The following is a 26,802-nucleotide window of genomic DNA, read 5'->3' on the forward strand; positions in this document are numbered from 1 at the left end:
TCACGTCTGTCGCAGGGGTCGGGCTTGTTCCTCGCGCAGCACCGGCAGGGCCTGGAGTGCGCTCTGCATGCCCATGACGGCGGCGATCTCCATGACCTCCAGGAGCTCGCCGACGGTGGCGCCGTAGGTCAGCGCGTTGTTCATGTGCGCCTTCCACCCCTTGACGTACAGGTGGGTGGAGGCGCAGTCGAAGGCCGTGTAGACGAACTCCTTCACCTTGGGTTCCAGGGAGCCGTGCTGCCACGACACCGACGAGAAGTCGGTGTAGGCCTCGAACATCTCCGGGTCGAGTTCGAGGATCTCGTCCCAGAACTCGTGCCAGTAGCCGCGGCTCTCGGTGAACCGCTCCTTCAACTCCTTCTGGTACGCGCCGAGTTCGCCGGGGCCGTCGCGCAGGCCGCGTTCTTCGAGGAGCTCGGCGAGCAACGGCACACCGATGTTCATCGCGTGGATGCCCAGGGTCGTCGTCAGCTCGATGACCTCGGTGATCTCACCCGGCGTGGCGCCGAGGTCGAGAGCCCGGCGGATGTGGCGGCGCACGCCGGGGGCGTACAGGTGGGTCGCCGCCGCGTCGACGGCCAGGTAGATCAGTTCGCGGGTCTTGGGGTCCAGGTGCCCCTTGCGCTGGGGCACACCGGCCAGCCGTACGTACGCGGCGAGCAGTTCGGGCGCGAGTTCGAGGACCGCCTGCCACTGCTCGTCCCAGGCGCCGTGCAACTCGACGACGGAGTCCCGCAGTTCGTTCTCGGGCGGCGCGCTCATCCGGCCACCGGCTCTCGGTCCGCGGAAGCGTCGAACGCCCAGCGGGCGATCTCGGTGTGGTCCGCGGTGTCGGGCAGGGCTTCGAGTGCGCGTTCCCACAGGGCTACGGCGCGGTCGGCGAGCGGGCTCTCGACGCCTAGCTGGTGGGCCAGGTCGACGGCGATGCGCATGTCCTTGACCATCAGCTTCATGGCGAAGCCGGAGTCGTAGGTACCGGGCAACACGAAGTTGGGGAACTTGTTGTCCGTCGAACCGCTGCGCCCGCTGGAGGAGTTGATCAGTTCGACCATGACGGCCGGGTCGAGTCCGAACCGCTCCCCCGCCAGGACGCCTTCGGCGGTGGCCAGCAGATGGGTGGCGGACAGCAGGTTGTTGATGGCCTTGAGCGCGTGGCCCGCGCCCACCGGTCCGGCGCGGCGGGCGGTGCCCATGGTCGCCAGCAGCGGTGACAGCCGTTCGACGTCGTCCTCGGCGCCGCCCACCATGATCGTCAGCTTGCCGTTCTCGGCGCCCTTGACCCCGCCGGAGACAGGAGCGTCGACGAGGGTGACCCCTCGGCTGCCGAGGGCGGCGGCCAGGCTTCTGGTGGACAGCGGGTCGGAGGAGCTCATGTCCACGACCGTGCTGCCCGGGGCCAGCGCCACGGACACCGCAGGGGCACCGAGCACCGCCTCGACCACCGGACTGCCGGGAAGCATGAGGACGACGACGTCGGCGCCCCGCGCCGCCTCGGCCGCGGTCTCGGCGGTGGCGGCTCCGGCGGCGGCCGACGCGGCACGGGCGTCCCGGCTCAGGTCGAACGCGGTCACGGAGTATCCGGCACGGACCAGGCGCACGGACATCGGCGCGCCCATGTTCCCCAGGCCGATGAAGGCCACCGAGGGCAGGGCGGCGGGAGTCTCGGTGCGGTCAGGCATCGCCGTTGACCTCACCGATCACCTGCTCGGCGACACGGAAGGACTCCAGTGCCGCCGGGACGCCGACGTAGATGGCCGTCTGGAGGAGCACTTCCTGGATCTCCTCGGTCGTCACCCCGTTGGTCAGGGCTCCCTTGACGTGGACGCCGAGCTCGTGGTTGCGGCCCAGGGCGGTCAGCATGGCGAGGTTGACCAGGCTGCGGGTACGTCGCTCGAGTCCCGGACGGCTCCACACGGCGCCCCAGCAGTACTCGGTGACCAGCTCCTGCATCGGCCGGGCGAACTCGCTGACGTTGGCCAGCGAGCGCTCGACGTGTTCGGCGCCGAGGACCGCCTTGCGGATGGCGAGGCCGGCTTCGTAGGTGTCGCGGTGGGTGGCGTCTCGCGGGCTGACGTCAGTGATCAGGGGCTCGGTCGCGGTGGTCGGGGTATCGGTTGCCATGGAGTCTCAGTCCTCTGCGGTGACGGGAGCGGGGTACTGCTCGTGGCCGACTTCCTCGGCCCAGGCGGTCTTCCCGAGCGAGATGGCCGTGTGGGTCAGATAGGAGTCGGGGGCGGCGCCGTGCCAGTGCCGCTCGCCCGGCGGACACCACACGGTGTCGCCGGCCCGCAGCGGCCGGACGCCGTCCTGCTCGGTCGCAACGAAGCCGCTTCCGGCAAGCACCTGGAGGATCTGGCCGTGCTCATGGGTGTGCCAGTAGGTGCGCGCGCCCGGTGCGAAGTTGACGGTGTTGATGGTCACGCCGTCGGTGGCGGGCATCGTGAGGTGGGCGTGCACCGTGCCGGTGAACTGCGAGCCGGTCTTGGTGCCGGGGCCGTGCTGGGTGGTTCCGTGGATGAGTTTCACGACTTGTCCTTCCCGGCGTCGTACGCGCCGTCGTGGACGCGGACGCGCCCGGAGAGGTCGCCGATCGCGTCGACGACGGTGTTGCTTATGTCCTGCGCGTAGCCCAGCTGGAGGGCGAGGCCGAAGGAGGCGAGCGGGGCGGCGGAGTTGGGGCTCGCGACGCCGAGGCCGGTGACGAGGTCGACGTAGGCGAGGACGTCCTTCATCATCAGCGCGTTGGTCAGGCCGCCCTTGAGGTAGTCGCCCTGGATGATCTTCGGGAAGCGGTTCTGCGTCGCGAAGTTGACGCCCGAGCTGGTGTTGAGCACGTCGAGGAGCACCTGGAGGTCGAGTCCGGCCTTGCGTCCGGCGACCATCACCTCGGCGGTCGCCGACAGGGCGATGGCGTTGAGGAAGTTGTTGAGCAGCTTGGCCGTGTGGCCGGCGCCGACGGGTCCGCAGTGGAAGACGTTGACGGAGAAGGCCGCGAGCAGCGGGCGCACCCGTTCGAGGGTCGTGGTGTCCCCGCCGACCATGAGGGTGAGGGCGCCCTTCTCCGCCGCGGCCGCGCCGCCGGAGATGCCGGCGTCGAGCAGGGTGGCGCCCCGCTGGGCGAGTTGCTCGTGCAGGCGCGTGGTGGAGGCGGGCGCCGAGGTGCTGAGGTCGACGACGACCTGACCCTCGCGGGCGTGGGTCAGCACGCCCTGCTCGCCGAGGACCACCGCTTCGACGACCTTGCTCTCCGGCAGGGACAGAAGGACGACGTCACACCTGCGCGCCACCTCGGCGACGGACTCGGCGGGGGTCGCCCCGCACGCGGTGATGTTCTCCGAGCGGGTGTCGTGGCCGAGGACTTCGTACCCGGCGGACACCAGGCGGCGGGCCATCCGCCCGCCCATGTTGCCGAGGCCGATGAAGCCCAGCGGCGTTGTCTTGCTGGTCATGCCTTTCCTCCGCTCTGAGGGCCATTGAGGCGGTCACTCGGCGCGCCTCCGATGACCGCGACGAACTCGCCCATCGGGCCGTCGAGCCGCCGGTGGCGGTCGAGCACGCCCGGGTCGTGGCCGGGGACGAGGATCGCCCGGCGGTCGGCGATGAGCTGGTTCATGTAGTCGAAGCCCCGGTACATCGCCTCGAGGTCGGCCACGACCAGGAACGGCAGGTCGCGCTCCAACTCCTCGTAGTAGTGCGTGGCGTCGGAGGCGAGCAGCACCAGCCCCTCGCTGGTGTTGACGGTGAGGATCGCCTGTCCGGGCGAGTGGCCGCCGAGCTCGATCAGCTCCACACCGGGCGCGATCTCCTGGTGGCCGTGGTGGAAGACCATGCGGCCCTGCTTGTGGACGGTCCGCAGGTGGTCGATCTCGGTTTCCTCGACGGTGTGGTGGAACTGGAACCGCCGTGCGCAGTCACCGGTCCAGAAGTCGAACTCCGTACGCGGCACGATCACCTGGGAGTCCGGGAACAGGTCCACGTTGCCCGCGTGGTCGTAATGGGCGTGGGTGAGGACCACGGTGGCCTCGGCCGGCTCCACTCCCAGGCGACGCAGCGCCTCCCCCGGGTGGATGAGGTGACCCCGGTTCCGGTTGCGTCCGCCGAGCTCGCTGTAGCCGGTGTCGACGACGATCGTGCGGCGCTCGTTGCGCACGATCCAGACGTAGTAGTCCATCCCGATGGGGCCGTCCGGCTCGCCGTACAGATGGTGGTTGAGGAAGACGAGACCGCGGGTCGTCGTACGGGAGGCGTACCGCACGATGAGGACCTCGTACGTGTCGTCGGCGAGTGGTGGACTCACTGTCACCCCGTATGATTGTCGGACAATTGCTCGGGACGCACGTTAGCGCAGACCAGAGCGTCCCGCAACGGCCGGAGCGACCCCTCGCATCGCCTGCACGGCAGGCAAATGACGAAACTCCGTATTGACCTCTGGCGTCATATCGTATGACAATCATACGGCCCTGCTGAGAGCTTCACTTCCGGCACGGCACTACGAGACAAGGAGACCCGAGCTATGACGTATCTCGTCGGCTCCCACCACGTGACGCTGTCCGTGGGTGGTGCGCAGGAGGACGTGGACTTCCACACGCGAGTCCTGGGCATGCGCTTCATCAAGAAGACCGTGCTGTACGACGGTTCGACGCCGATCTACCACTTCTACTACTCCAACGCGAACGGCGATCCGTCGTCCGTGGTGACCACGTTCCCGTGGGCGCAGGCGGGGCTGTACGGCAAGCGGGGCACCAACCAGGCGCGCGAGGTTCTCCTCTCCGTTCCGGCCGGCTCCCTCGACTACTGGGTGAAGCGGCTGGGCGAGCACGACATCGAGGCCCGGCGCTTCGAGGCCCTCGGCCGGGGCCGAGTCGCCTTCCTCCACCCCTCCGGCATCGAGTACGTCCTGGTCGGCAACGAGAACGACCCGCGCGAGGGCTTCTCCGGCAACGGCGTGTCCCCCGAGGCCGCGATCCACGGCATCCACGGCATGGGCATCCACGTGTACGACCAGGACCGCATGGTCGACTTCGGCAACGAGGCCTTCTTCTCCCAGGGCAAGGTCGAGGAGGACGGCGACCTCGCCTCCTTCCAGGCCGGCACCCAGGAGTACGGCAACTTCATCGAGCTGCGTGGGAACCGCTCCGACGAGCAGGGCACCTGGCGCTACGGCGCGGGCACCTACCACCACTTCGCCTGGAACCTCGACACCCTGGAGAACCAGAACGCGGTGAAGTTCGAGATCGAGGGCGCCGGCTACACCGACATCTCCGAGCTGAAGAACCGCACCTACTTCAAGTCCCACTACGTGCGGACTCCGGGCGGCGCCCTGTTCGAGCTGGCGGTCACCGACGACGAGGGCGGCTGGGACTGCGACGAGTCTCCCGAGGAGCTCGGCAAGAACTTCATGCTGCCGCCGCAGTTCGAGAGCGAGCGGGACGACATCCTCGCCCGTCTGGAGCCGGTCACGACCGACTGACGGTCCCCGTCCCCCGCTCTCCCGTATCCGCCCGGGGCCCGGGCGCACCCATCACGCCCGGGCCCCGGCGCGCACCGCCGTCCCCGCCCGTCCCCGACAGGAACGAACAGTGAGCCTCACCTTCGAGAACATCACGCTCGGCCAACGCGTCCTCTTCGGGTACGGCCGTGCCGCCCGCAACCTCGCCGCGGAGGCCGACCGCCTGGGCGCCCGCAGGGTCATGGTGATCGCCGCGCCGGCCGAGGCCGCGATCGCCGACCGTGTGACGGCGGACCTCCCGGTGGTGCTGCGGCACGCCGACGTCCGACCCCACGTACCCGTGGAACAGGCCGAGGCGGCTCGCGCCGCAGCCTCCGCATGCGACGCCGACCTCGTCGTCTGCGTGGGCGGCGGTTCCACGACCGGACTGGCCAAGGCCGTGGCGCTCACCACGCGGCTGCCCATCGTCGCGGTGCCGACGACGTACGCCGGCTCCGAGGCCACGAACGTCTGGGGCCTCACGGAGGCCGCGCGCAAGACCACCGGCGCCGACGATGCCGTCCTCCCGGTCGCCGTGGTGTACGACTCGGAGCTCACCCTGTCACTGCCCGCCGGTCTGTCGGTGGCCTCCGGACTCAACGCCATCGCCCACTGCGTCGACTCGATGTGGGCCCCGCGCACCAATCCGGTCAACCAGGCCTTCGCGATGGAGGGCCTGCGGGCCGTCGCGGACGGGCTGCGCCGGATCGTCCGGGAGCCGGAGGACATCGACGGACGGGACGCCACGCTGTACGGCTGCTACCTGGCCGGGGTGGCCTTCGCCTCCGCCGGATCGGGGCTGCACCACAAGATCTGTCATGTGCTGGGCGGGGCGTACGACCTGCCGCACGCCCAGACCCACGCCACCGTGCTGCCCTACGTGCTGCAGCTCAACGCGCCGGGTGCGCCGGACGTGGCCCGCCGGATCGCCGCCGCTCTGGGCAGCGCCACGCCGGTGAGCGGTCTGAACGCGCTGCGCGAGACGCTCGACGCCCCGCGCGCACTGGCCGACCACGGAATGCGCCGCGAGGACATCCCTGAGGCAGCCGGCCTGATCCTGCCGTACGTGCCGCAGGACAACCCCGTCCCGGTCGGCACCGGGGAACTGACCGACCTGCTCACCCGAGCCTGGGCCGGGGAGCCACCACGAGACAGCGAGGCGGTCCGAGATGCCTGAGACACCCGAGACGGAGACGACGGCTTTCACCACCGCGCCCGAGACGGAGACGACGGCTTTCACCACCGCGCCCGGGACAGAGACGACGGCTTTCACCACCGCGCCCGGCAACCCGCACCTGGCGCGCCCGCCACTGCTGCGCGGCGCGCCCCTCGACCGGGCCGGGCTGGTGGTCTACGCGGTGCACGGGCGCGGGCAGGGCACGGGCTTCATGGTGGAGCAGGCCGAGCGGGTCAACCTCCCCGGCGTGACCTGGGTCGTCCCGGGGGCCGACGGCGACACCTGGTATCCGCGCGGCTTCCTTGCACCGCTGGAGGAGAACCAGCCGCACCTGGACCACGCCCTCGACACGGTACGCACCCACCTCGCCGACCTGGAGCGCATGGGCTGGGCCGCACGGGACGTGGTGCTGTTCGGCTTCTCCCAGGGAGCCTGCCTGCTCTCGGAGTACCTGTTGCGGGAGCAGCCGTCATGCGCCGGCGCGTTCCTGCACACCGGCGGCCATCTCGGGCCGGTGGCCAAGCCCTGGCCCGCGCGGCCGGAAAACGGGCTGCCCGGCACCGAAATCGTGCTGCTGTGCGCGCAGGAGGACGAGTTCGTCCCCCTCGTGCGGGCCGAGCGGACAGCCGGCGCCCTGGCCTCCCTGGGCGCGAGGATCGAGCTGACCACGTACGACGACCCGCTGCACCATCTCAACGAGGACTCGGTCGTACGTCTGCGGCGTATGCTGCGCACTCGCCTGCTGGAGCGGGTCGAGGAGGTCGCGGAGAGCGCGCGCCCGAGCGAGAGCCGTACCGCCCCGTGACGACGACTGCGGCGACCGCCCCGACGCCCTGTGCGGACGCACCCCGTCGAAATCGCGCCACACAAGGCATTGATTGTATGACGAACCGGCCGTAGCCTCACTGCCGTGGAGCACGAAGGCTCGTGGGCAAGGAAGCCCTACTCGCGCCTGGAGACGGCCTCGGTGATGGCCTCCTCCAGGGATCGCGTCCTGCGAACGGTGCGCGAGGACATCTGCTGGTCGCGGCTGGTTCCGGGGCAGCGGCTCGACGTGAACCTGGTCGTGGGACGCACCGGCGTCTCGCGGAGCGTGGTACGTCAGGCCCTCCGTGACCTTTGCGAGCAGGGCTGGCTGACCACCGTGGACGAGGGATGCGTGGTGTGCGTGCCCTCGCCCGAGGAGGCCGCCGAGATCGACGAGGTCCGGCGTGCTCTGGAGGAGGTCACGGTGCGGCGGTTCGTCGCACACGCCTCCGACTCCCAGCTCAGGGCGCTGCACGGCGCCCTGATGGAGTTCGAGGACCTGGCGGAACTCCCGCCGGACCCGTCGGCCCTGCTGCAGGCACGGGACAACTTCTACGGACTGCTGCTGCGTGCTGCCGGCGTCATGGTCACGCTGGACGCCCTGGTGAAACTGCGGGCGCGGATCGTCGTACTGATGTGCGCCTCGCTGTGCTCGCCGGGCCGCGCGCGTGCCGCGGGAGCCGAACTGCGCAGCATCTACGAGGCGTTGGCCGACCGGGACGCCGAACGGGCCGTTCTCGCCTGCGCCACGCATGTGGACCGTTCGTACGCAGCGGGCTTCCGGGCGCTGGCGGCCCTCGACGGACCCGAGTCCGGCACCGCACGTAACTGAGCAGGGCCGAGAGCGCGAACCGTGTTGATCCCACTCCATTGCAGATCCGCACCCCCTAGTATTGTATGACGATATTACGCACGTACAATCTGTTGCTGCGGCTTCGGCCCCGCCGACATGCCTCCTCACTCCCTTCCGACTCGCAGGAGCCCCTGATGAGCACCGGCATCTCCGCACCAGCCCCACCCCTGGCCAAGGCGGCCATCGTCCGGCGGCGCCGACTCGCCTTCTACGGGCCTGCTTTCGTCGCCGCCGTCGCCTACGTCGACCCCGGCAACTTCGCCACGAACTTCCAGGCCGGAGCCCGACACGGCTACCTGCTCGTCTGGGTCCTCGTCTCGGCCTGCGCGGTCGCCATGTTCATCCAGTACCTGTCGGCAAAGACCGGTCTGGCCACAGGACGTGACCTGCCGACGCTCTGCCGGGACAACTTCCGCCGTCCGGTCGTGGTGGGACTGTGGGCACAGGCCGAGGTCGTGGCCATGGCCACCGACCTGGCGGAGTTCGTGGGCGCGGCGATCGGCCTCTATCTGCTCTTCGGCGTGCCCATGCTCCCTGCCGGGCTGATCACCGCGGTAGTGAGCTTCGCGATCCTGGCCCTCCAGCGGCGCGGCTACCGCCCGTTCGAGCTGGCGATCGTCTTCCTGCTCGGAATCATCGCCCTGGGCTTCGCGTACACCGTCGTCGCCGCCGGCGGCCAGTCCGCCTCGGGGCTGGCTTCGGGGATGGTGCCGGCCTTCCACGGCACCGACTCCGTGGTGCTGGCCATCGGCATCATCGGCGCGACGGTCATGCCGCACGTCATCTATCTGCACTCGGCCCTCACCGCACAACGGCAAGCGCCGCAGGGCCCGGCCGAGCGCCGACGCGCCCTGCGCACACTGCGCGTCGACACCACGCTGGGCCTGAGCCTGGCCGGGCTGATCAACCTCTCGATGCTCTGCGTCGCGGCCGCCGTCTTCCACGATGCCGCCGGGGGCTTCGACGGCAGTCTCGGCAGCGCCCACCAGGGCTTCGGCCGGATCGTCGGAGGCGGCGCCGCGCTCGCCTTCGCCGCCGCCCTCCTCGCGTCCGGCCTCTCCTCCTCAGGCGTGGGCACCTACTCCGGCCAGGTCATCATGGAGGGCTTCCTGCGGAGGCGGATCCCTCTGTTCCTCCGGCGGGCCATCACCATGGCACCCGCACTGACCGTCCTCGCGATCGGCATGTCGCCGGACACCGTGCTGCTGGCATCTCAGGTGGTGCTCTCGTTCGGCATCCCGTTCGCGTTGATCCCCCTGGTACTGATCAGCCGCCGCCGGGATCTGATGGGCGATCTGGTCAACCGTCCCGTGACCACCTTCGTGGGGTGGGTGGCGGCTCTGCTCATCTCCGGTATCAACCTCTATCTGCTGCAGCAGGTCTTCTTCGGCTGAGTCACCACTACCGCCCGATCGTATGACGAACTGATACATGAGACGGAGTCGTGCATGACGCTGTCCGCCACGGGCCGCAGGGTCCGGACGCTCCGCAGGGCCCTCGGCTGGCGCACCATCCGCGGGCGCATGGCGCTCATCCTCGCGGTGCCTGCCTGCCTTCTGCTGGTAATGGTCGGCGTGGCCGTCGACAACCAGCTGCGGTCGTACCAGGACGCGCGTGAGACCGACGAGCAGATCGGGGTGAGCCTGCGCATCCAGGGGCTGGTGCACAACCTGCAGGAGGAACGCACCTTCAGCAACCTGGTCGCCGAGGACAAGAGCTACCGCTCACAGCTCGCCGGGCCACGCGACCGCGTCGACTCCTTCCGCCGCGAGCTGCGCGACGAGCCGGTCGTGACCGACGCGATGAGCCGCTTCGGGCAGCTCTCGTCGATCCGTGACTCCGTGGACTCCGGCAGGGCCGACGGGAAGAAGACCCAGGCCTACTACACCCACGTGATCGGCGCACTCGCCGCCGGCGACCCCACCACCGACAAGGCCACGCGCAGCGACCCGCAACTGCGCAAGGATTTCGCCGCCCTGGAGGCGCTGGCCGAGACCAAGGAGGCCGGCAGCCAGGAAGCCGGCCTGCTCGCCGGCGTGCTGGCCGCGGGCCGGTTCCGGGGGACGGAGTACATGGACTACACCGGTATCCGGGCGACCCGTTTGTCCGCCATGAACCGCTTCTTCAAGATCTCCACCCCGTCCCAGAGTGACGCCGTCCGGAAGCTGTTCTCCTCGACCATGTCCCCGCGCCTGGACGCCATCGAGAAGGCCGCTCTGAGCGCGTCCGACGGGTCGCGGCTCGACTTCGACGCGTCGGCGTACGCCAACGACATGGTTCGTGTCGACAGCACCGTGTACCGAGGGGAGCAGCGGGTCGACGCCGATGTGCGAGCGCGCGCCAAGACCCTCAGCGACGAGGCCGCCACCGCCCTGGCCGGCTACATCCTCCTGGGCGCGGTGGTGGTGACCGCCCTGATCGCCGCCGCGATCCTCGCGGGCCGCTCCATCACCAGGCCTCTCAATGATCTGGCCCGCGAGGCCGACGACGTCGCCCAGCGCCGCCTCCCCGAGACCGTGGCCCGCATCCAGTCCGGCGAACTCGTCCCGGCCGAAGAAGGCGAGCAGCCGCACAGCAGCGCACAGGAGATCTCCCGTGTCGTCGCGGCCCTGCACAACGTCGAGCGCACCGCCATCGGTCTGGCCGCCGAACAAGCCCTGCTGCGCCGCAACACCGCCGAGTCGCTGGCCAGCCTCGGCCGTCGCAGCCAGGGGCTCGTCCGCCGTCAGCTGGCCCTCATCAGCGCCCTCGAACAGCAGGAGCTCGACCCGGAGGCACTCGCCGAACTCTTCGAGCTCGACCATCTCGCCACGCGTATGCGCCGTAACGCCGAGAGCCTGCTCGTCCTGGTCGACGAGCGCAGTCCCCAGTTCCGGAACACACCGGCCACCAGTCTGGAACTCGTCCAGTCCGCCATCGGAGAGGTCGAGCAGTACCGACGGGTCTCCATAGCCGAGATCGAGCCCCGCCGGATCAGCGGCCGCGCCGTCGCCGAACTCTCCCATCTGCTGGCCGAACTGATCGAGAACGCCCTCACCTTCTCCCCTCCCGACCGGTCCGTGGACGTCCACGGCTGGGCGGACGGCGACGACTACCACCTCGCCGTCGTCGACTACGGGGTCGGTATGTCCTTTGAGGACCTCGCACGCTCCAACGCCCGTATCGCCGGGGAGGAGGCGTTCATCGTCGCTCCCACCCGCTACCTCGGCCACTACGTCGTCGGCCGCCTCGCCCGCCGGCACGGCGTCGACGTGCTGCTCTCGGACACTCCGGGCGGAGGAGTGTCCGCTCTCGTCGTCCTTCCCGGCCGTCTCCTGGCTCCCGACGAAGCCCCACCACCGGACCGGCGAAGGTACGTCTCCTCCATGCTCAACGGCTTCCGGGCGGGCATCGCGCGCGCCGAAACCAGATAGGAACGGCTCGTGACCTCCGCGCACCAGAACTTCACCTGGCTTGTCTCCGACTTCGCCCGCACCACCGACGGCGTCACCCATACGGTCGCCGTTTCCTCCGACGGCCTCCTCATCGCGGCGTCCGACGGCCTCAGCCGCGATCTCGCCGACCACCTGTCCGCCCTGGTGTCCGGCATCGTGTCCCTCACCCAGAACGCCGCCGACACATACGGCTTCCGCGGGATGAAGCTCGTCATGATCGAAATGATCGACGGTTTCATGATGGTCACCCACATGCGTGACGGCTCCTGCCTGGGCGTACTCGCCCAGGAGGGCTGCGACATCGGCCTCGTCGGCTACGAGATGGCCGTCCTCGCCGACCGTGCCGGCGCGCTGCTCACCCCCAAGCTCGTCGGTGATTCCGGACAGGCGCGGCGCGAGTGGCGCTGAGCGTGGTGGCTGTGGCGACGCGTTCGGTCGGTGAGGAGTCGGGCATAGGCTTCGGCCTCGCGCTCGCGGTCTTCTTCGACGTCTTCATGGTCCGCATGGCGACCGCCCCGGACGGTCAGCAGGGGCAGGGCTGCCCCGTGGGCTGAGCAGTCGTCCGGGACGCCAACGTGCAGGGTCTTTGCCAGGTGCCGGAGTACGGTGCACAACCGGGCTGGTGCACTGGCGGTCCTTCCAGTCACGGCAGAGATCCTCGACGTGCTTCAGCGGGACAATGGCACGCTCGGCGGTGCAGCCGGAGGCGGCATAGCCCCCGAACCGGGCGAGTTCGGCTTGCTGTTACTGCCGGCCGCGAACCGCTCGGCGAACGACGGCGACGCCTGCAGGAGCGCAGCACTCATCAGTGCGACCTGGCGGACAGGGCGGACAGGCTCTGATCCAGGAAGGAGATGACGGTCTGCCAGGTCGGTGTCACCGGACGCGGTGACGAGGCCTGCCCCTCGTGTGCGGTCTCCTCATAGGCGCCCTCGCGGGTCGCGTCGTCGCTCAACATGGCGAAGTTCGTGCCGTGTCCGGCCCTCGGGAAGGAGATCAGGCGAACATCGGTGCCCGCAGTCACGAGCTTGTCGTACAGCAGTCGGCTCTGGTGGTACGGAACGATGGTGTCCTGCTCGCCATGCAGGATCAGGAAGGGTGGGGTGGACCGATTCCCCACATAAGTGAGCGGGTCGGCGGCGGCGACCTTGTCGGGGCAGGCCGTGATGGTGCAGCCGAGCAGTCGTGATTCGGGTGATCGGGCGTCGGAGTGGCAGTTCGTCAGTCCGAAGGCCGAGTTGAACGCCCTGCAGTTGTCCGGCATGTGCGCGTCCATCTGCAGGAAGTCCGTCGGCGGGTAGAACGGCACGGCCGCCTGGACGGCACTGGACGGGCCGAGCGGCCCGACGTCGCCCTCCAATGCCGGGATGTTCCCGGTGACGGCGGCCATCGCTGTGGTCCAGCCACCCGACGAGTCACCCATGATCGCGACGCGGTCGGGGTCGAGGTGGTACGTCGTCGCGTGCGCCCGCAGCCAGCGGATGGCGCCCTTGATGTCGTACAACTGGGCCGGGAACTGAGCTTGTCCGCTGGAGCGGATCGCGACGCCGGCGACGGCGTACCCATGCGGGTTGAGCTGGGCGGCGACCTTGTCGGCGCCCGTGCGGCCGCTGTCGGCCAGCCAGCCCGAACCGCTGGTGAAGATCACCAAGGGAAGCGGACGGTCGGCGCGGGGGACATACAGGTCGAGCAGGTGACCCTGGGTGCCGGACGGCTGGGCGGGGGCGTAGGCGAGGTTTTTGGTGACCTCGACATCCACGGCGGCGCGCGCGGGGGAGGTACTGGTGGCTGCCGTGGCCGTGATCAGGGCGACGGCCGCGGCAGCCGCCGCCAAGGCTCGGGGGAGGCGCCCCAGGGGTGTCCGAATGCGCAGATGCATGCCGACTCCTCTTCAAGAGTGGGGGGTTGGGAGTGAGGCGGTGCTGGAGGGGGGAGAGGCCGAGCGTCACCTGTCCGCGGTACCTGCGGGGGCCGTGGCCACCGTGCGGGAACCCTGGACGGAGGCGTCGCCTCTGCCCGCCCGTTGTGCCAGTGGTACGAAGGAGATCGCGACGGCGCCGATCAGTCCGGCCAACGCGAAGGCGGTGAAGCCCCAGCTCTGGTTGCCGCTGGTGGCGAGGTGGCCGATGAGCCAGGGGCCGACGACCGCGCCGGTGCGGCCGATGCCGGTGACCCAGCCGAGGCCCGCGGCGCGTTCGCTGTCGCGGTAGACGGTGTTGGTGGCCGCGTAGACCATGACCTGTGCGCTGAACAGCCACACTCCGGTGATGGCGACAACGATGTAGGTGACTCCCAGCGGGAGATGGGATTTGAGGAGCAGGGCGCCGGCGGCGGTGAGCACGAACCAGATGGCCGACACGCGCACCGTGCCGAACCTGTCGGCGGTGCGGCCGGCGATCAGCAGACCGACGATGCCGCCCGCGTTGATCACCATGAGGAAGCTGACCGAGGAGGACAGTCCGTAGCCTTCGGCGCGCATCATCTGCGGCAGCCAGGTGCTCACGCCGTAGACGAGGAGCAGTCCGCTGAAGGAGGCGAGCCACAGCAGCGGGGTGGCCCAGCGGGACTGTGGCCGGAACAGGGCCCGCACGGCGGCGAGGCGGCCCGCCGCACCGGCCGCCGGAGCGGCGACGATGGTGGGGCGGGGGATTCCGTAGCGGTCCGCGACCGCGTCGGCCTCTTCGCGCTTGCCGCGTGCCAGCAGTACACCTGGTGATTCCGGCAGCAGCTTGAGCAGCAGTGGTACGGCGATCACGGCGGGGAGCACGCCCGCCCAGAACACCCAGCGCCAGCCCGCAGCCGGCGCCAGGGTCAGGCCCAGGCCGGTCGCCGCCATCCCTCCGAAGTGGTACGAGGTCATCAGCAGGGCGGTCGTGAGGGCGGCCCGGCGTGGTGGTGCGAACTCCATCACCATGGCCAGGCACAGCGGCATGAGCCCGCCCAGGCCGAGACCGGACACGAACCGCCCGGCGCCGAACAGACCGACACCGGGGGCCACGGCACAGATGGCCGAGCCTACGGAGAACAGCGTCACGCTGGCTACGAGCATCAGGCGTCGACCGAGCCAGTCGGTGAGATTGCCGGCGATGAGCGCGCCGACGAGCATGCCGAACGTGGTCCAGCTGCCGATGGTTCCGGCGGTGGCCGGGGTCAGCCCGAGGTGTGGGTCGTCGAGCATGTGGGGCATGACGGCGCCGTAGATGTTGACGTCCATGCCGTCGAAGAACACGGCCAGCCAGCAGAGGGACAGCACTGGGAAGACCGTGCGGAACGTGTGCCGAGGGGGACGGGACACAGCGGAGGTACGCATCTTCGTCCTTGGAGATGGGGTGGGGCCCGGAACAAGAACAAGTGTGTTCGTCTGGTGAAATATGGTTCACTACGAGCTGGCTATGAGTCTCGGCTCGGGTCGGGTGCGTGTCAATGGCGTTGCGTCCGGCATTCTCCGGGACTCGTGTTCCTGTGCGGACCGGCAGCCGTATGGCGGTCGAATGAGGAGAGACATGAGCATTGACGGATATCCCGAGGTCACGACCGTGGCGGGCGCGGTGTGTGGCCACCACGTGGAGGGGCTCGCGGTCTTCCGTGGCATCCCGTTCGCCCAGCCGCCGGTGGGTGCGCTGCGCTTCGGTGCGCCGCGCGTGGTGGACTCTTGGGACGGCGTCAGGGATGCCTTGACGTTCGGTCCGCCGCCCCCACAGGAGCCGTTCGGCCCCGACGCGGCTCTCTCCGGAAACGCGCTGGCAGGGGATGACTGGCTGACCGTCAACGTGTGGACACCTGACCAGGATCCGGCCGCACGACGCCCCGTCATGGTGTGGATCTACGGCGGTGCCTACAAGTTCGGCTCCGCCGACGACCCGGCCTACGACGCCGCCCGCCTCGCCCGGGAGGGCGGCTTGGTCGTGGTCACGTTGAACTACCGCGTCGGAATCGAGGGTTTCCTGCGGATCGACGGCGCGCCCGCCAATCGTGGTCTGCTCGACCAGGTCGCCGGCCTGGAGTGGGTGCGCGAGAACATCGCCGCCTTCGGAGGCGATCCGGAACAGGTCACCGTCTTCGGGGAGTCGGCCGGCGCCGGGTCCATCGCCGCTCTCATGGCAATGCCCCGGGCGCGAGGGCTGTTCCAGCGGGCCATCGCTCAGAGCGTGCCGGGCACGTTCTTCTCCGACGCGTTGGCAGCGGACATCGCCGAGGTCATGACCGGCGCACTCGGGCTGCGCCCGACGGTGGACGACCTGTCGGCCGTGGACCCGCGCAAGCTCACCGAGGCCGGGGCCGCACTCGGCCCCAGGATGCGTGAGTACGCGCACCGCTGGGGTGCTGTGGCCTTCACCCCCACCCCGTTCTCACCCGTCGTCGACGGCGACGTCCTGGCCTCCACACCGTGGGAGGCGCTGGCGAGCGGCGCCGCGCGGGACGTGGACCTGATCGTCGGGCACAACCGGGACGAGTTCCGGCTCTTTCTCCTCCTGGGCGGGCTGCTGGGCCGCGTGGACGACGGCCTCGCCTCACTGACCCTCGGTCTGTTCGGTCCGACAGCGGACGCCGAGCAGGCGTACCGCGCCGTATTCCCGGATGCCTCCTCGGAGTACCTGTTCGAACTCGTCCAGTCCGACTGGCTGTTCCGCATGCCCTCGCTGCATCTGGCCGAGGCGCACGTGGCCGGGGGTGGTCGGGCACACGTGTACGAGCTCACCTGGCCCGCTCCCGCCAACGGCGGAGCCCTCGGAGCCTGCCACGGCCTGGACGTGCCTCTGACCTTCGGCGTCTACGGCGGCCTCGGCGACATGCTGATCGGCCCCACGCCGTCACCCGAGACCGAGGCGCTCTCCGCTCAGTTCCGCTCCGCCTGGGCCGCCTTCGCAACGACAGGAGACCCGGGCTGGACCGCCTACGACACCGAGGAGCGCCTCGTGCAGATCCTCGACGCCACCCCGAAGGTCGCCGCATATCCCGAGGAGGCCTCGCGACAGCTGTGGGAGCGGCACACCTTCGCCCCACTGCCCTTGCTGAACCGGTAACGGCCTCCGGCGGCGGATCGGTTGCCGGCGAAGCCTCCTAGCGCGATCCCGTTGACATCCGCGCACCCCGATCGGGCCCCCGGTCAGCCACACCCGGCTCGCGCGCGTTTCGCACGAGCCGGTAAGTGTGTGGGCCGACCTTGCCGACGGCCGCCGGCTCGCCCGAGGCCGGTCCCCTCACACCGGACCACACGGCCTGGCTCCTCACATGGCGACCGACCGCTCGATCTTCCCGCGGTGCCGACAGAGGCGTTCACCTTCGGCGGGTACGCCGCGGATGAGCGGCTCGCCCAAGCCTGTCGTGCATGTTCGCGCCGGCCACGGCGACGGCGAGCCGCTGCCGTGGGCGCCACCTGGCCTGACTGAGCGTCAGGCAAGTCAGCAAAGGTCTGCCACAGCCGCCCACAGACGGCCACACCATGGAACCGCCGCCCACCCCAGCACGAGACGGCAACGCGGTCGACCGCCCTCCCGCAAGCGGTAGACCGCGGGAGGCGTTGTCCGGCCGCACCCCACTGGACAGCGTCACCGAAGCACGGCATTCCTGCAGGTCAACGCACTCTGCCCCACGGCTTCAACGGCACCGCCGGCAGTTCCGGTGCAGGCAGCGGAGCGCCCTCGTACCCCTTCACCTCACCGAACCGCGAGCCCTCCATCCAGTCCCGGCGCGCCTGCACGATCTCCTCCTGAGACCGCCCGATCCAGTTCCAGAACTTCCAGGTGGAGGCGTACGGCCTCACCGCGACGGAGCCCAGGCTGGAGGGCTACACCACCCTCGGCCCTCTCGCACTCCGCCCCCGGCACTCAAGACCCGGAGATGAGCCGGGGGCGTGACGGCCTGGCAGTAGGCATTGCCGCCCGGGCCGTGGGCGCCACCGTTGAAGGTGATCCGGTACGGGCGGTTCGGCGCGAAACGGCGGGCGGTGGTGAAGCCGACCACATCCTCGTTGTGCATGCCGTTGACGACCCGGGCGCTCAGGGGCCGGCGCAGACCGTGCCGGTGGACCGCCCTCGACGACCTCAGCTCCTGCCTGAGCGGCGTCACTTTGCAGGAAGGTGAGCCTACAGCTATCGTCATACTCAACAATGCGACTATGTGCCTAGTTGTTTACTGACGGCCGTGTGCCACTTCCATCAGCAGCGTTGACGAGAGGCGGTCGGCCCCGTGTCGAGCAGTGGGTATCTGCGCTATGTCGCCCTGGGCGACAGTCACACCGAGGGGCTCGGGGACGGCGACGACGGCCGTGGTCTTCGGGGCTGGGCGGACCGGCTCGCCGAGCAGGTCGCCCGCCACAGCCCCGGCCTGCTCTACGCCAACCTCGCGGTGCGTGGCCGTAAGGCCGGTCAGGTGCGCGCCGAGCAGCTGGCTCCGGCTCTCGCGATGCGGCCCGACCTCGCCACCGTGGTGGCCGGGGTCAACGACGTGTTGCGCCCGGGCTGCGACCTCGACGAGGTGGCCGGCCATGTTGAGGCGATGTTCGCCGCCCTCACCGCGCAGGGCGCCACCGTCGCGACCCTCATGTTTCCCGATGTCGGGCGTATCACGCCGTTGGCCCGCCCGATCGGTCACCGTGTTCTCGCACTCAACGCACGCATCCGGGAGGCCGCCGACCGCCACGGCGTGGTGGTGGCGGAGACGGCCGCGCACGCGGCGGCGACCGATCCGCGGTTGTGGAGTGCTGACCGGCTGCACGCCGGCCCCCTGGGACACGCGCGCATCGCGGCTGCCGTGGCCCAAGCGCTCGGTCTACCGGACAGCGACGACACATGGACCCTCCCCCTTCCGGCCGAGAGGACAGGCATCTCCGGCTGGAGGACCGTGGGTGCCGAACTGCGCTGGGCCGGCACCTTCCTCGGCCCCTGGGTCGGCCGCCGCCTGCGTGGCCGCTCCTCCGGCGACGGCCGCCAGGCCAAGCGGCCGGCGCTGCTTCCGGTGGCCGCGTCCGCCGGGGACACCTCCTCAGCCGTATGAGGCTCCGCCCGCGACGACGCCGGCGGCTCCTCCTGCTGCACTTCTCTCTTCCTCGTACCGGAGCTGGAAATGAGTAACGCCCACCCCTTCCGCGTCCTGCGCGCGAAGCGTCTGTGGACCGTCAACGGCGTCGTCGTGGGCTTCGTGGCACTGCTGTTCACGGTGTTCTACGTCGGCGCCAACATCGACCCTGCCGGTCACCTGCACAAGCTGCCCGTCGGCCTGGTCAGCGCCGATGAGGGGTCGAAGGTCGGCGGCAAGCAGACCGACCTCGGGGCACAGATCACCCAGTCGATCAAGAAGTCGTCCCAGGGCGGAGACAGGATCGACTGGAAGCTGATGGACGAGGAGGAGATGAAGGAGGAACTGGGCAAGGGCAAGCTGTTCGGCGCGCTCGTCGTGCCCCGCGACTTCACCGCCACTGTCGCCGCCCTCACCGGCCCCGGGGTGGCCGGCAAGCCTGTCCGCCCGACACTCACCGTGCTGACCAACCAGTCCGCCGGCAGCGTGGGGTCGAGCATGGCGCGGCAGGCCACGACAACGGCCGCGCAGTCGGCCTCCGCGCAGGTGGGTGAACAGCTGACCGCTCAGGCCGGGGCCGCGCAGGCCCAGCTGCCCGCTGCCGCGCGCCTGCTGCTGGCCGACCCGGCCGTGGTGCAGATCGAGGACGGGCATCCGCTCGACTCGCACAGCGGCCTCGGTCTGAGTGCCTTCTACTACTCCCTCGTCCTCGTCGTCTGCGGCATGCTCGCCGCCAACGTCATCAGCGGCCAGGTGGACCACGCCCTCGGCTACACCCACAGCGACATGGGCCCGCTGCGGGTCCACAAGCCGCTGCTGCGCGCAACTCGCGTCCAGACCCTGGCCATCAGTAGCACGCTCATGATCGGTCTGTCCCTGCTCATGGGCAGCCTGGCCCTGGCCGGCGCGGTGGGCATCATGGGCATGGACGCCTCTCACCTGCCCCTGCTGTGGCTCTTCTCCGTGTGCACGATCGCGGTTGTCGGCATCGGCGGGCTCGGACTGCTCGCTGTGTTCGGCACGCCGGGGATGCTGTTCATCACGATCTTCTACATTGCCATGGCGGTACCGACGTCCGGTGCCACGGTCCCTCTCCAAGCCCTTCCCGGTTTCTACCGCGTCCTCGGCGAGTTCGAGCCCCTGCGCCAGATCACGGGTGCCGTCCGCTCGATCCTCTACTACGACGCCCAGGCCGACGCGGGTCTGACCCGGGGCTGGGTGATGCTGGGTGTGGGACTCGCGGTCGCCGGCCTCTTCGGCTTCGGCGTGACCCGGTTCTACGACCGCAAGGGACTCCATCGCATTCCCGCCGACGAGGAACCGCAGCCGCTCCTCGCCCCGGCATAGTCCGACGACCGGTGAGGGGGTGGAGTCGGGCACGATCGCCCCACCCCCTCTTTCCTGACCGATCGTGCAGGTGGGATCGTCGCGGTCAGCCGTCGGCCCGCAGTGCCGTTGTGCGCTGTTCGAGCCTGCGCAGCGCCATGTCCCCCCACTGGAGGTTCTCCCGCTCGAACGTCATCCCGCGCAGCAGGGTGAGATACGGGCCGATGCGCTCGGCCTCGGCGAAGTACGCCTCCTCGGAGCGCCCGTCGAGCAGACGCCGCCGGAGCCGCTCGTAGCGGGCCAGCTTGGCGGTGGCCCACTCCATGCGCTCGGTGATGGCGGTCCGGACCGCTTCCATGTCGCCCGCGTCCACGCACTGCACCTTGACAAGCAACTCGTCCCGGATCACCGCCGGTTTACCCAAGGGCTCGGCGGTGTAGGCGTGGACGGCCTTCTGCCCGGCCTCCGTCAAGGAGAACAGCCGCTTGTTGGGGCGGCGTTCCTGCTCGACGAGGCGGGCCGTGACGAGCCCTTCGGCCTCCATGCGATCCAGCTCCCGGTAGAGCTGCTGAGGCGTTGACATCCAGAAGTTGGCGACTGTCGCGTCGAACGCCTTCGCGAGGTCGTACCCGGACGCCTCGCCCTCCAACAGCGCGGCCATCACCGCGTTCCGCAAAGCCATGGATGCACGCTAGCAGATTAATCAACAAGGTGACTAATGTCACCCCATCCCTTCCCTGTAGACAAGCCCTAAAGGACCCTCTACCCTCCATCACGCCTATTCACATTTTTGAGTATCGAAGGTGGGCTCATGCATCCCTTCCGCAAGGCCGTCGAGAGCGGCGACCTGGACGCCGTGGCCGCTCTGCTGGCCGACGACGTCGTCTTCACCAGCCCCGTCACCTTCAAGCCGTACCCGGGCAAGGCGATCACCGCGGCGATCCTGCGCGGCGTGCTCCGGGTCTTCGAGGACTTCACCTACGTCCGTGAGATCGCCAACCCCGACGGCCGCGATCACGCCTTCGTCTTCACCGCCACCGTCGCCGGCAAGCAACTCCAGGGATGCGACTTCCTGCACTTCGACGACGACGGGAAGATCGACGAGTTCACGGTGATGGTGCGCCCGCTCTCCGCCGCCCAGGCGCTCGGCGAGGCCATGGGCGCTCAGTTCGAGCAGATCGCCCGAGAGGCCGCCGAACAGTAACCACGACGACGGACTTCGACGCGGTGGTCATCGGCGCGGGGCAACGCCGGACTGACCGCCGCCGCCCTCCAACGCCGGGACTGCGCACCCTCCTGGCGGAGCGCCACAACGTCCCCGGCGGCTGCGCCAGCTCCTTTCGACGAGGCCGCTTGGAGTTCGAGACGGCGCTGCACCAACTCCGGCCGACTTGGAAGTCCAGCCGTACACGCTGCGCGGGCCGTTCGAGAAGCAGGGCATCGCTGACTCACTGTTCGTCCAGGAGCACGACCTGTATCGCGCCGTGGTACCCGGCCGGCGCGACGTGACCTGCCCGCTGGCTGGGCCGCGCCGTGGACGCTCTGGAGGACGCCTTCCCCAGCAACCGCGCACGCGTCGAGCGCTTCTTCGCACTCGCCAGGGACGTGACGGAGCCGTCACGCCACACGACCTCGGCACCCGGACGCTCGCGCAGCCAAGCTTCCAGCGCGTCGGCAGTGCGGTCGGGCAGCACGTCGATCCACTCATGGGTCTCGGCGTCGATGTGCGACATGGTGGCATAGCGGTGCCGCCGACGCAGAGCGAAGTCGTCGACGCCGATCACGCGGGGCGTCCGCGCGGTGGGCAACGGGATGCGCAGCAGGACGCGCAGGGTCGTGTGGCGAGCAGCCCGCCGCGAGCATCACCAGCACGAGATCCCGCCCGGCCCGCCAACTCCTTCACCACAGCCTTGACTTACCTGGTCAGACGGGCCGCGCGTCGCTGGTTGCGCTCAAGCACTCCGGGCATCCGCTCGCGGAAGGTCTGCCGGCGGTCGAGGACGGCTGCCCGTCCGCTGCCTCTGCTCCAGGGCGTTGCGCCGCTCGGGGCGGTTGAGCAGCAGCCGCCGGACGGTGCCGCGTTGCTCGACGAGTAGAGGTTCCATGCCGACCAACGTGGCTCCGGGGTGGCGAGTGTCGGTGCGTCGGCGGTTGCGCAGCAGGTAGCGCTGGGTCTTGCCGCTCGGGGCTTGGGCAGGGTGTCGATGAAGTGGATCGTGGGCGGCGTAGCGGGTCTTGACCAGCATCTGGAATTCGGTGGCCAACCCTGGCATCAGATCGAACAGGCGGGTCGCTGGCCAACTTGGCCCAGGACCTCGGTGCCGTACTCGACCGGATGGCCTCCGCCTCCGGATCCGGCCTCGTCATCGCAGGCCGATAGAGCGGAACCTGGTCGGTCTGCTGACCGAGGAATCTTCACCGGGACGTTTGCCGAGGGGCAGGCGCCCGTGGGAGGTCGTCGCCTCCGCCGCAGGATGCCTGCCGACCTTCGACCGAGCCGACATGGCTGCTTCGGTGCCCTTGCCCACCGGAGCAACGGATCGGCGGGCTCTCCCGTCGCTTGCGGTCAGGCTGGAGGCATCACGGGCAGAATGATGCGGGAGGTCCGGGCGGGGTCGTGGAAGACCTGCTGCCGGGCCACTCGGACCGTGGTCGCGCTCTCCTCGGGTTCGCCCGTGTTGAGGTTGCGGTCCCAGCGGGGGAAGTTGCTGGAGGTGACCTGGACCCGTATCCGGTGACCCGCCCGGAAGACGATGCTGGTCGACCACAGGTCCACGACGTGCTCGGCCGCCTCGCCCAGTGTCGCTGCACGCACCCGCACGATGCCGTCGGCCACATTGCGGGAGACACCGTTCTCGTTGACGTCACACAGCCGTGCCACCCAGTCGGTCGAGGGCCCGTCCGTGGCGACGAAGAGCACCGCCCGGACCCGGCCGGTCACCTCCAGGTCCTCGGCGAGCGGTTCGGTGGTGAAGACGAGGACGTCCTCACGCGCCTCCACGGCCGTCTGGTCCAGCGGTCCGGGACGGAAGTCGTCGGTCATCAGGAGCGCGCCGCCGGTGGTGGGCACCGGATCCATCGGGTCGTAGGTGAACTCCTCGGCCTGCTCGGCGGTGGACGGCGGCTCCCGCGTCAGGCGTCCGCCCGCACGCAGGTGGAAGTCCGTGTCCACCGCCCGCGACAGCGGCCATTCCGTCTCCTCGCGCCACTGGTTGGCCCCCATCACGAACAGCAGCACCGTGCCCGTGTCCGGCTCCAGTGCCGCCCCCTCGCCGAGCGTGCGCGCGAACCAGTCGAACTGCAGGTCGTAAACGCGTCCCCGCATGCCCATGAATTCGGAGTGCGCGGCGAATCCGAAGTTGACGTCACCGACCACGTGCTGCCAGTTGGTATGGGTCCACGGGCCCATGATCAACGTGGCGGACCGGCCGGCGCGGCGCATGGCGGTGAAGTTGTCGAGCGTGCCCTGGGTGAAGATGTCGTACCAGCCGCCGAGTTGGAAGGTGGGCAGGTCGACCTCGTCGTGGCGGCCCGCGACAGTGCAGGACCGCGCCCACTCGGGCTCCCGCCGGGAACGCTCGTAGCCCAGCTCGAGAAGGTCGTGCCGGACGAACGCGGGGAACCGCCCGGCGGGCAGTTCGCCGTAGCCGCCATCGGCCAGGCCGTCGAGATCCCGCACGAGCCCGCCGAGACTGCCCACGAGCGCGCCGGGGTCGGTGCGGTGACGGCGCATCAGGGTGTCGGCGCCCTGCATCAGGGACCAGGGCACGGTGATGCCGAGCTCGATCGCACCGCCGCGCGAGAACAGCCCGTCATCCGGATCGGACCAGGTGATCAGCGGCGCGATGGCCTTCAGCTCCGGCGGCTTCGACAGCGCCGCCATCCACTGGGTGTTGCCGAAGTAGCTGCCGCCGATCATGCCGACGGAGCCGTTCGAGCCGGGCAGGGCGGCGGCCCACCGCACGGTGTCGTAACCGTCGCTCTCCTCGTACGTCCACGGCTCCCACTCCCCCCTCGGAGGCGAACCGGCCCCGCGTGTCCTGGAGAGACCACCATGAAACCGCGCCGGGCCGCCGCCAGAGGATCGAGTACGACGCCCATCATGGGCGCCTGCTTGCCATACGGCAGCCGGCTCAGCAGCAATCTGAATCTCTGCCGTGTGCCGCTCCTTTGCATACCACGACGCTGTCAGGCACGTGGTCGAACCTGGTCCCGGACCGCACTACACCCGAACGGGGGTGACCACGGCGCTCCCGGGCCGGTTAGGCCACCGCGTTCAGCAGGCCGGCCAGCACGTCGGGCCGTTCCAGGGCGATGAAGTGGCCTACTCCCGGCACCTGCGTGAAATCGGCGGCCGGCAGCAGGTCCTTGTTGGCCTGCCGGTCCGAGGGCCGCGACCAGTCCTTCTCGCCGTAGACGAGGTGGACGGGGGCCTTGACCTCCGGGTAGCGCGAGCGGGCGGCGATGAGACTGGGCATGCTCTGGTACACGGCCCGGGCAACGCCCGGGTAGCCGGGGCGGCCGCCCACCTGGAGGAGTTCGTCCAGGTAGTCCTCGCGCAGCGCGGTCTTGTCGACCAGCCCGCCCTTCAGGATCCTGCCGACGACGGGCTTGGGCTCCACCCCAGCGACCACCGGGCCCACCCCCGGAGTGAGGACACCGCCGACCACCACACGGGCGAGCAGACTGGACCGGGCGATCCCGCCGGGGAAGTCGTACGCGTTCACCGCGACGACGCGCCGGACCCGCTCCGGCAGATCGGCCGCGGCGGTCAGGGCGAGCACCGCCCCCATGGACTCCCCGACCAACGTCACGTCGTCGAGGTCGAGTTCGGTGAGGAGCCGTTCGACACCGGCACGCATCCCCGGTTCGTCGTACGACGCGCCGGGCACGATCTCGGAGTAGCCCATCCCCGGCAGATCGAGGGCGTACACGGTGTACTGGTCCGCGATCAACGGGATGAGGGAGCGGAAGTGCTCGGCCTGGGTGCGCACGGTGTGCAGCAGGACCAGCGGAGCACCGGTGCCCGCTCTGAGGTAGCGCAGGGTCCCCTCGCTGCTGTGGCGTCCTGTGCGCGGGGCGATGGTGTGGCTGGTGGTTCCCGGGATGTGAATCGTGGGACGTGACTCTGAGCTGGGCATCTCGCTGGCTTCCCTCTGTGTGAACTGCTGCGGACAGGTGATTCGGACAGGGCCCGCCCGAAGGGGGCGTGACCACGGAGCAGCCCTTGGATTCATTGAAAAACCGATCGGTTTCCACCATCGTAAACCGATCGGTTTCCTAGTGCAAGGCGGAGGTTGCCGCCCGTAGCCATAGGGTCAGTGCACAGGAGAGATGCGAGGATGCCATCCGCAGCGGTCGCCGATTCCGCACTCAAGGGCTCCCGCGCCACGCTTGAACACTCCAGCCGCAGGTATAGGGCTACACCGCCGTGACAGCCGCCGAGGCCAGACTGACGCGGCCTAGCGGTCCGGGCCGACCGGAGGAGGCCCTGGGGAACCGCGCACCCGCCGTTGGGTGCTGATGCCGACGAGACGACGGCCTTCCTGACGCGCGACACGTCCGTCAACACCCCTACGGCCACCGGACTCCCCTCGACTAAAGGGAATCAGGGGCGGGAGCCATCACAGCTTGGGGAGGGCACGGTCACGGCGCCTGCCCGAAAGGGGATGCGTCAGCGCATGCCCACCGCATCGAGCAGGGTGATCACGGTGGGCGTGACGAGCCCTGTCAGATTGTCGGCTCCGATCCCCGCGCGGGCGCTGGCCCCGTCAAAGACCAGGCCGAGCTGCCGGGCCAGCAGGCCGGGGTGGCTTGCCCCGCCCCCGTTCGGCCTCGGCACGGAAGAAGGCGGTCAGATTCTCTTTGACCCGGTGGGCCACCTGGCTCGCAGGGTGGCTCTGGTCTCTGAGCTCGATCTGGGCAGCCAGGTACCGACAGCCCTGGAAGTCGGGCGTACCCGCCTGCTCCTCCATCTGGTCGAAAACATGCAGGATCCGCTCGCGGGGTGAACGGCCGTCGTCCGCTGCCGGCAGGAGCCCGGCCGCGAAGGCGGCGGCGCGCTCCTCCAGGCTCGCCGCCAGCAGTTCATCCTTGCTCTCGAACAGCTGGTACATGGAACGCTTCGATACCCCCGCCGCCTTGCACAGCGCCTCGACGCCGATGCCGACACCGTCTCGATAGGTGAGCATGGCCGCCGCCTCCAGCAGCCGCTCCCTGGCACTTGGCTTCACTTCGGTGGTCAAGCCGCGAGGGTAACTTGATGTGGCCAAAATGAAAACCGATCGGTTTACATCCCTTTACCGGGGCGATCTTCGCGCCGCCCACGGGTCGAGCGGGCATGTGAGTACGGTTTCCGCTACGCCGGGACGCGGTCTTCTGAGGCTTCGTCCGGGCGGGGACGCGGTGCAGCCCCTGGCGGCCACCCGTCGCCCCCGAAGCCGGAGAGTGCGGCCGCGATCAGGCCGCCGGTCATCCTCACCCAGCCCCTGGCCAGGCCCGCGCCCACGGGGCGCCGTTGTAGAGAAACTCTGCCGCAAGCTCGTGCTCTGGCGCCGTCTCGAGACGTGCCCGGGCTCGGAAAGAGCCCCGTGACCGACCCCTACAGCGTGCCGTCCAGGGATTGCCAAAGGCTGCGCTGGCCCGCTTCGGCGAACGTTCGGCGTGAGGCGGCCGCGGTCGATCCGGCCGCTTCGTGCGA

General features: G+C 69.6%; 24 protein-coding genes and 3 pseudogenes. 12 read left to right on the top strand and 15 right to left on the bottom strand.

The features are described from left to right. Genes AB0D34_RS34715 through AB0D34_RS34740 form a run of 6 tightly spaced genes read right to left on the bottom strand, consistent with a single transcriptional unit; the run spans position 1 to position 4,297 of the window. Positions 1–762 carry a carboxymuconolactone decarboxylase family protein gene (locus AB0D34_RS34715; protein ID WP_362668982.1) on the bottom strand — a complete coding sequence of 254 codons (762 nt, stop codon included), beginning with the start codon at positions 760–762 and terminating at the stop codon, positions 1–3. Beyond that, positions 759–1,679 carry an NAD(P)-dependent oxidoreductase gene (locus AB0D34_RS34720; RefSeq protein ID WP_362668985.1) on the bottom strand — a complete coding sequence of 307 codons (921 nt, stop codon included), beginning with the start codon at positions 1,677–1,679 and terminating at the stop codon, positions 759–761. The genes AB0D34_RS34715 and AB0D34_RS34720 overlap by 4 nt, the downstream gene beginning before the upstream one ends. Continuing rightward, positions 1,672–2,121 (bottom strand): carboxymuconolactone decarboxylase family protein, encoded by a 450-nt coding sequence (locus AB0D34_RS34725; protein WP_362668988.1) that lies wholly within the window; start codon positions 2,119–2,121, stop codon positions 1,672–1,674. The genes AB0D34_RS34720 and AB0D34_RS34725 overlap by 8 nt, the downstream gene beginning before the upstream one ends. Positions 2,122–2,127: 6 nt before the next feature. Further along, on the bottom strand, positions 2,128–2,526 hold the full coding sequence (locus tag AB0D34_RS34730) for a cupin domain-containing protein (protein WP_362668991.1): 399 nt from the start codon (positions 2,524–2,526) through the stop codon (positions 2,128–2,130). Continuing rightward, on the bottom strand, positions 2,523–3,449 hold the full coding sequence (locus AB0D34_RS34735; RefSeq protein ID WP_362668994.1) for an NAD(P)-dependent oxidoreductase: 927 nt from the start codon (positions 3,447–3,449) through the stop codon (positions 2,523–2,525). Before AB0D34_RS34735 ends, AB0D34_RS34730 begins: the two co-directional genes overlap by 4 nt. Further along, complete coding sequence (locus AB0D34_RS34740; RefSeq protein ID WP_362668997.1) at positions 3,446–4,297, bottom strand: N-acyl homoserine lactonase family protein; 852 nt, start codon at positions 4,295–4,297, stop codon at positions 3,446–3,448. The genes AB0D34_RS34735 and AB0D34_RS34740 overlap by 4 nt, the downstream gene beginning before the upstream one ends. A gap of 216 nt (positions 4,298–4,513) precedes the next feature. On the opposite strand from AB0D34_RS34740, the gene AB0D34_RS34745 reads away from it, so the two are divergent. From AB0D34_RS34745 to AB0D34_RS34780, 8 genes are all read left to right on the top strand, one after another. Next, a complete protein-coding gene (locus AB0D34_RS34745; protein WP_362669000.1) occupies positions 4,514–5,470 on the top strand; it encodes a hypothetical protein in 957 nt (318 codons plus the stop codon). Positions 5,471–5,579: 109 nt separating this feature from the next. After that, positions 5,580–6,665, top strand: a complete 1,086-nt coding sequence (locus AB0D34_RS34750; protein ID WP_362669002.1) for a maleylacetate reductase — start codon at positions 5,580–5,582, stop codon at positions 6,663–6,665. Then, the gene (locus tag AB0D34_RS34755; RefSeq protein ID WP_362669005.1) at positions 6,658–7,470 is read left to right on the top strand and encodes a hypothetical protein; all 813 of its coding nucleotides are present in this window, start codon (positions 6,658–6,660) and stop codon (positions 7,468–7,470) included. The genes AB0D34_RS34750 and AB0D34_RS34755 overlap by 8 nt, the downstream gene beginning before the upstream one ends. Positions 7,471–7,575: 105 nt before the next feature. Further along, positions 7,576–8,304, top strand: coding sequence for a GntR family transcriptional regulator (locus AB0D34_RS34760; protein ID WP_362669008.1), 729 nt, complete (start codon positions 7,576–7,578; stop codon positions 8,302–8,304). A 155-nt stretch (positions 8,305–8,459) separates the two neighbouring features. Further along, the gene (locus tag AB0D34_RS34765; RefSeq protein ID WP_362669011.1) at positions 8,460–9,719 is read left to right on the top strand and encodes an Nramp family divalent metal transporter; all 1,260 of its coding nucleotides are present in this window, start codon (positions 8,460–8,462) and stop codon (positions 9,717–9,719) included. A gap of 54 nt (positions 9,720–9,773) precedes the next feature. Further along, a complete protein-coding gene (locus AB0D34_RS34770; RefSeq protein WP_362669014.1) occupies positions 9,774–11,738 on the top strand; it encodes a nitrate- and nitrite sensing domain-containing protein in 1,965 nt (654 codons plus the stop codon). A gap of 9 nt (positions 11,739–11,747) precedes the next feature. Beyond that, positions 11,748–12,167, top strand: a complete 420-nt coding sequence (locus AB0D34_RS34775; RefSeq protein WP_362669017.1) for a roadblock/LC7 domain-containing protein — start codon at positions 11,748–11,750, stop codon at positions 12,165–12,167. Between the two features lie 11 nt (positions 12,168–12,178). Next, entirely contained in the window at positions 12,179–12,313 is a 135-nt protein-coding gene (locus AB0D34_RS34780) for a hypothetical protein (RefSeq protein ID WP_362669020.1), read from the top strand. A 251-nt stretch (positions 12,314–12,564) separates the two neighbouring features. Here AB0D34_RS34780 and AB0D34_RS34785 read toward each other — a convergent pair whose 3' ends face one another. Together AB0D34_RS34785 and AB0D34_RS34790 are read right to left on the bottom strand one after the other, a co-directional pair. Beyond that, positions 12,565–13,638: an alpha/beta hydrolase gene (locus AB0D34_RS34785; protein WP_362669023.1), complete on the bottom strand. Its 1,074-nt coding sequence runs from the start codon at positions 13,636–13,638 to the stop codon at positions 12,565–12,567. Positions 13,639–13,704: 66 nt separating this feature from the next. Further along, positions 13,705–15,069 carry an aromatic acid/H+ symport family MFS transporter gene (locus tag AB0D34_RS34790; RefSeq protein WP_362669026.1) on the bottom strand — a complete coding sequence of 455 codons (1,365 nt, stop codon included), beginning with the start codon at positions 15,067–15,069 and terminating at the stop codon, positions 13,705–13,707. A 193-nt stretch (positions 15,070–15,262) separates the two neighbouring features. Between AB0D34_RS34790 and AB0D34_RS34795 the strand changes: the two genes are divergently transcribed. Continuing rightward, positions 15,263–16,783: a carboxylesterase family protein gene (locus tag AB0D34_RS34795; protein ID WP_362669029.1), complete on the top strand. Its 1,521-nt coding sequence runs from the start codon at positions 15,263–15,265 to the stop codon at positions 16,781–16,783. Positions 16,784–17,334: 551 nt separating this feature from the next. Here AB0D34_RS34795 and AB0D34_RS34800 read toward each other — a convergent pair. Next, positions 17,335–17,496, bottom strand: a pseudogene (locus AB0D34_RS34800) (pirin family protein); the annotation flags it as partial. Between the two features lie 452 nt (positions 17,497–17,948). On the opposite strand from AB0D34_RS34800, the gene AB0D34_RS34805 reads away from it, so the two are divergent. Both AB0D34_RS34805 and AB0D34_RS34810 read left to right on the top strand, forming a co-directional pair. After that, a complete protein-coding gene (locus AB0D34_RS34805; RefSeq protein ID WP_362669032.1) occupies positions 17,949–18,755 on the top strand; it encodes an SGNH/GDSL hydrolase family protein in 807 nt (268 codons plus the stop codon). Positions 18,756–18,824: 69 nt separating this feature from the next. Further along, entirely contained in the window at positions 18,825–20,123 is a 1,299-nt protein-coding gene (locus AB0D34_RS34810) for a DUF3533 domain-containing protein (RefSeq protein WP_362669035.1), read from the top strand. Between the two features lie 85 nt (positions 20,124–20,208). Here AB0D34_RS34810 and AB0D34_RS34815 read toward each other — a convergent pair whose 3' ends face one another. Continuing rightward, on the bottom strand, positions 20,209–20,784 hold the full coding sequence (locus AB0D34_RS34815; protein WP_362669038.1) for a PadR family transcriptional regulator: 576 nt from the start codon (positions 20,782–20,784) through the stop codon (positions 20,209–20,211). A gap of 129 nt (positions 20,785–20,913) precedes the next feature. Here AB0D34_RS34815 and AB0D34_RS34820 point away from each other — a divergent pair, with 129 nt between their 5' ends. Further along, complete coding sequence (locus AB0D34_RS34820) at positions 20,914–21,306, top strand: nuclear transport factor 2 family protein (RefSeq protein WP_362669041.1); 393 nt, start codon at positions 20,914–20,916, stop codon at positions 21,304–21,306. Positions 21,307–21,706: 400 nt separating this feature from the next. On the opposite strand, the pseudogene AB0D34_RS34825 reads toward AB0D34_RS34820, so the two are convergent. From AB0D34_RS34825 to AB0D34_RS34845, 5 genes and pseudogenes are all read right to left on the bottom strand, one after another. Further along, positions 21,707–22,092, bottom strand: a pseudogene (locus AB0D34_RS34825) (transposase); the annotation flags it as partial. Then, positions 22,055–22,366 carry a hypothetical protein gene (locus AB0D34_RS34830; RefSeq protein WP_362669044.1) on the bottom strand — a complete coding sequence of 104 codons (312 nt, stop codon included), beginning with the start codon at positions 22,364–22,366 and terminating at the stop codon, positions 22,055–22,057. The gene AB0D34_RS34830 and the pseudogene AB0D34_RS34825, both read right to left, overlap by 38 nt. A 302-nt stretch (positions 22,367–22,668) precedes the next feature. Next, positions 22,669–24,294, bottom strand: a complete 1,626-nt coding sequence (locus tag AB0D34_RS34835; RefSeq protein WP_362669245.1) for a CocE/NonD family hydrolase — start codon at positions 24,292–24,294, stop codon at positions 22,669–22,671. 70 nt (positions 24,295–24,364) lie between these two features. Next, positions 24,365–25,243 carry an alpha/beta hydrolase gene (locus AB0D34_RS34840; protein ID WP_362669047.1) on the bottom strand — a complete coding sequence of 293 codons (879 nt, stop codon included), beginning with the start codon at positions 25,241–25,243 and terminating at the stop codon, positions 24,365–24,367. A 533-nt stretch (positions 25,244–25,776) separates the two neighbouring features. Beyond that, positions 25,777–26,347: pseudogene (locus AB0D34_RS34845) on the bottom strand (TetR/AcrR family transcriptional regulator). Positions 26,348–26,802: the final 455 nt, after the last annotated feature.

This window comes from Streptomyces sp. NPDC048420, from assembly GCF_040651535.1.
Taxonomy (GTDB): domain Bacteria; phylum Actinomycetota; class Actinomycetes; order Streptomycetales; family Streptomycetaceae; genus Streptomyces.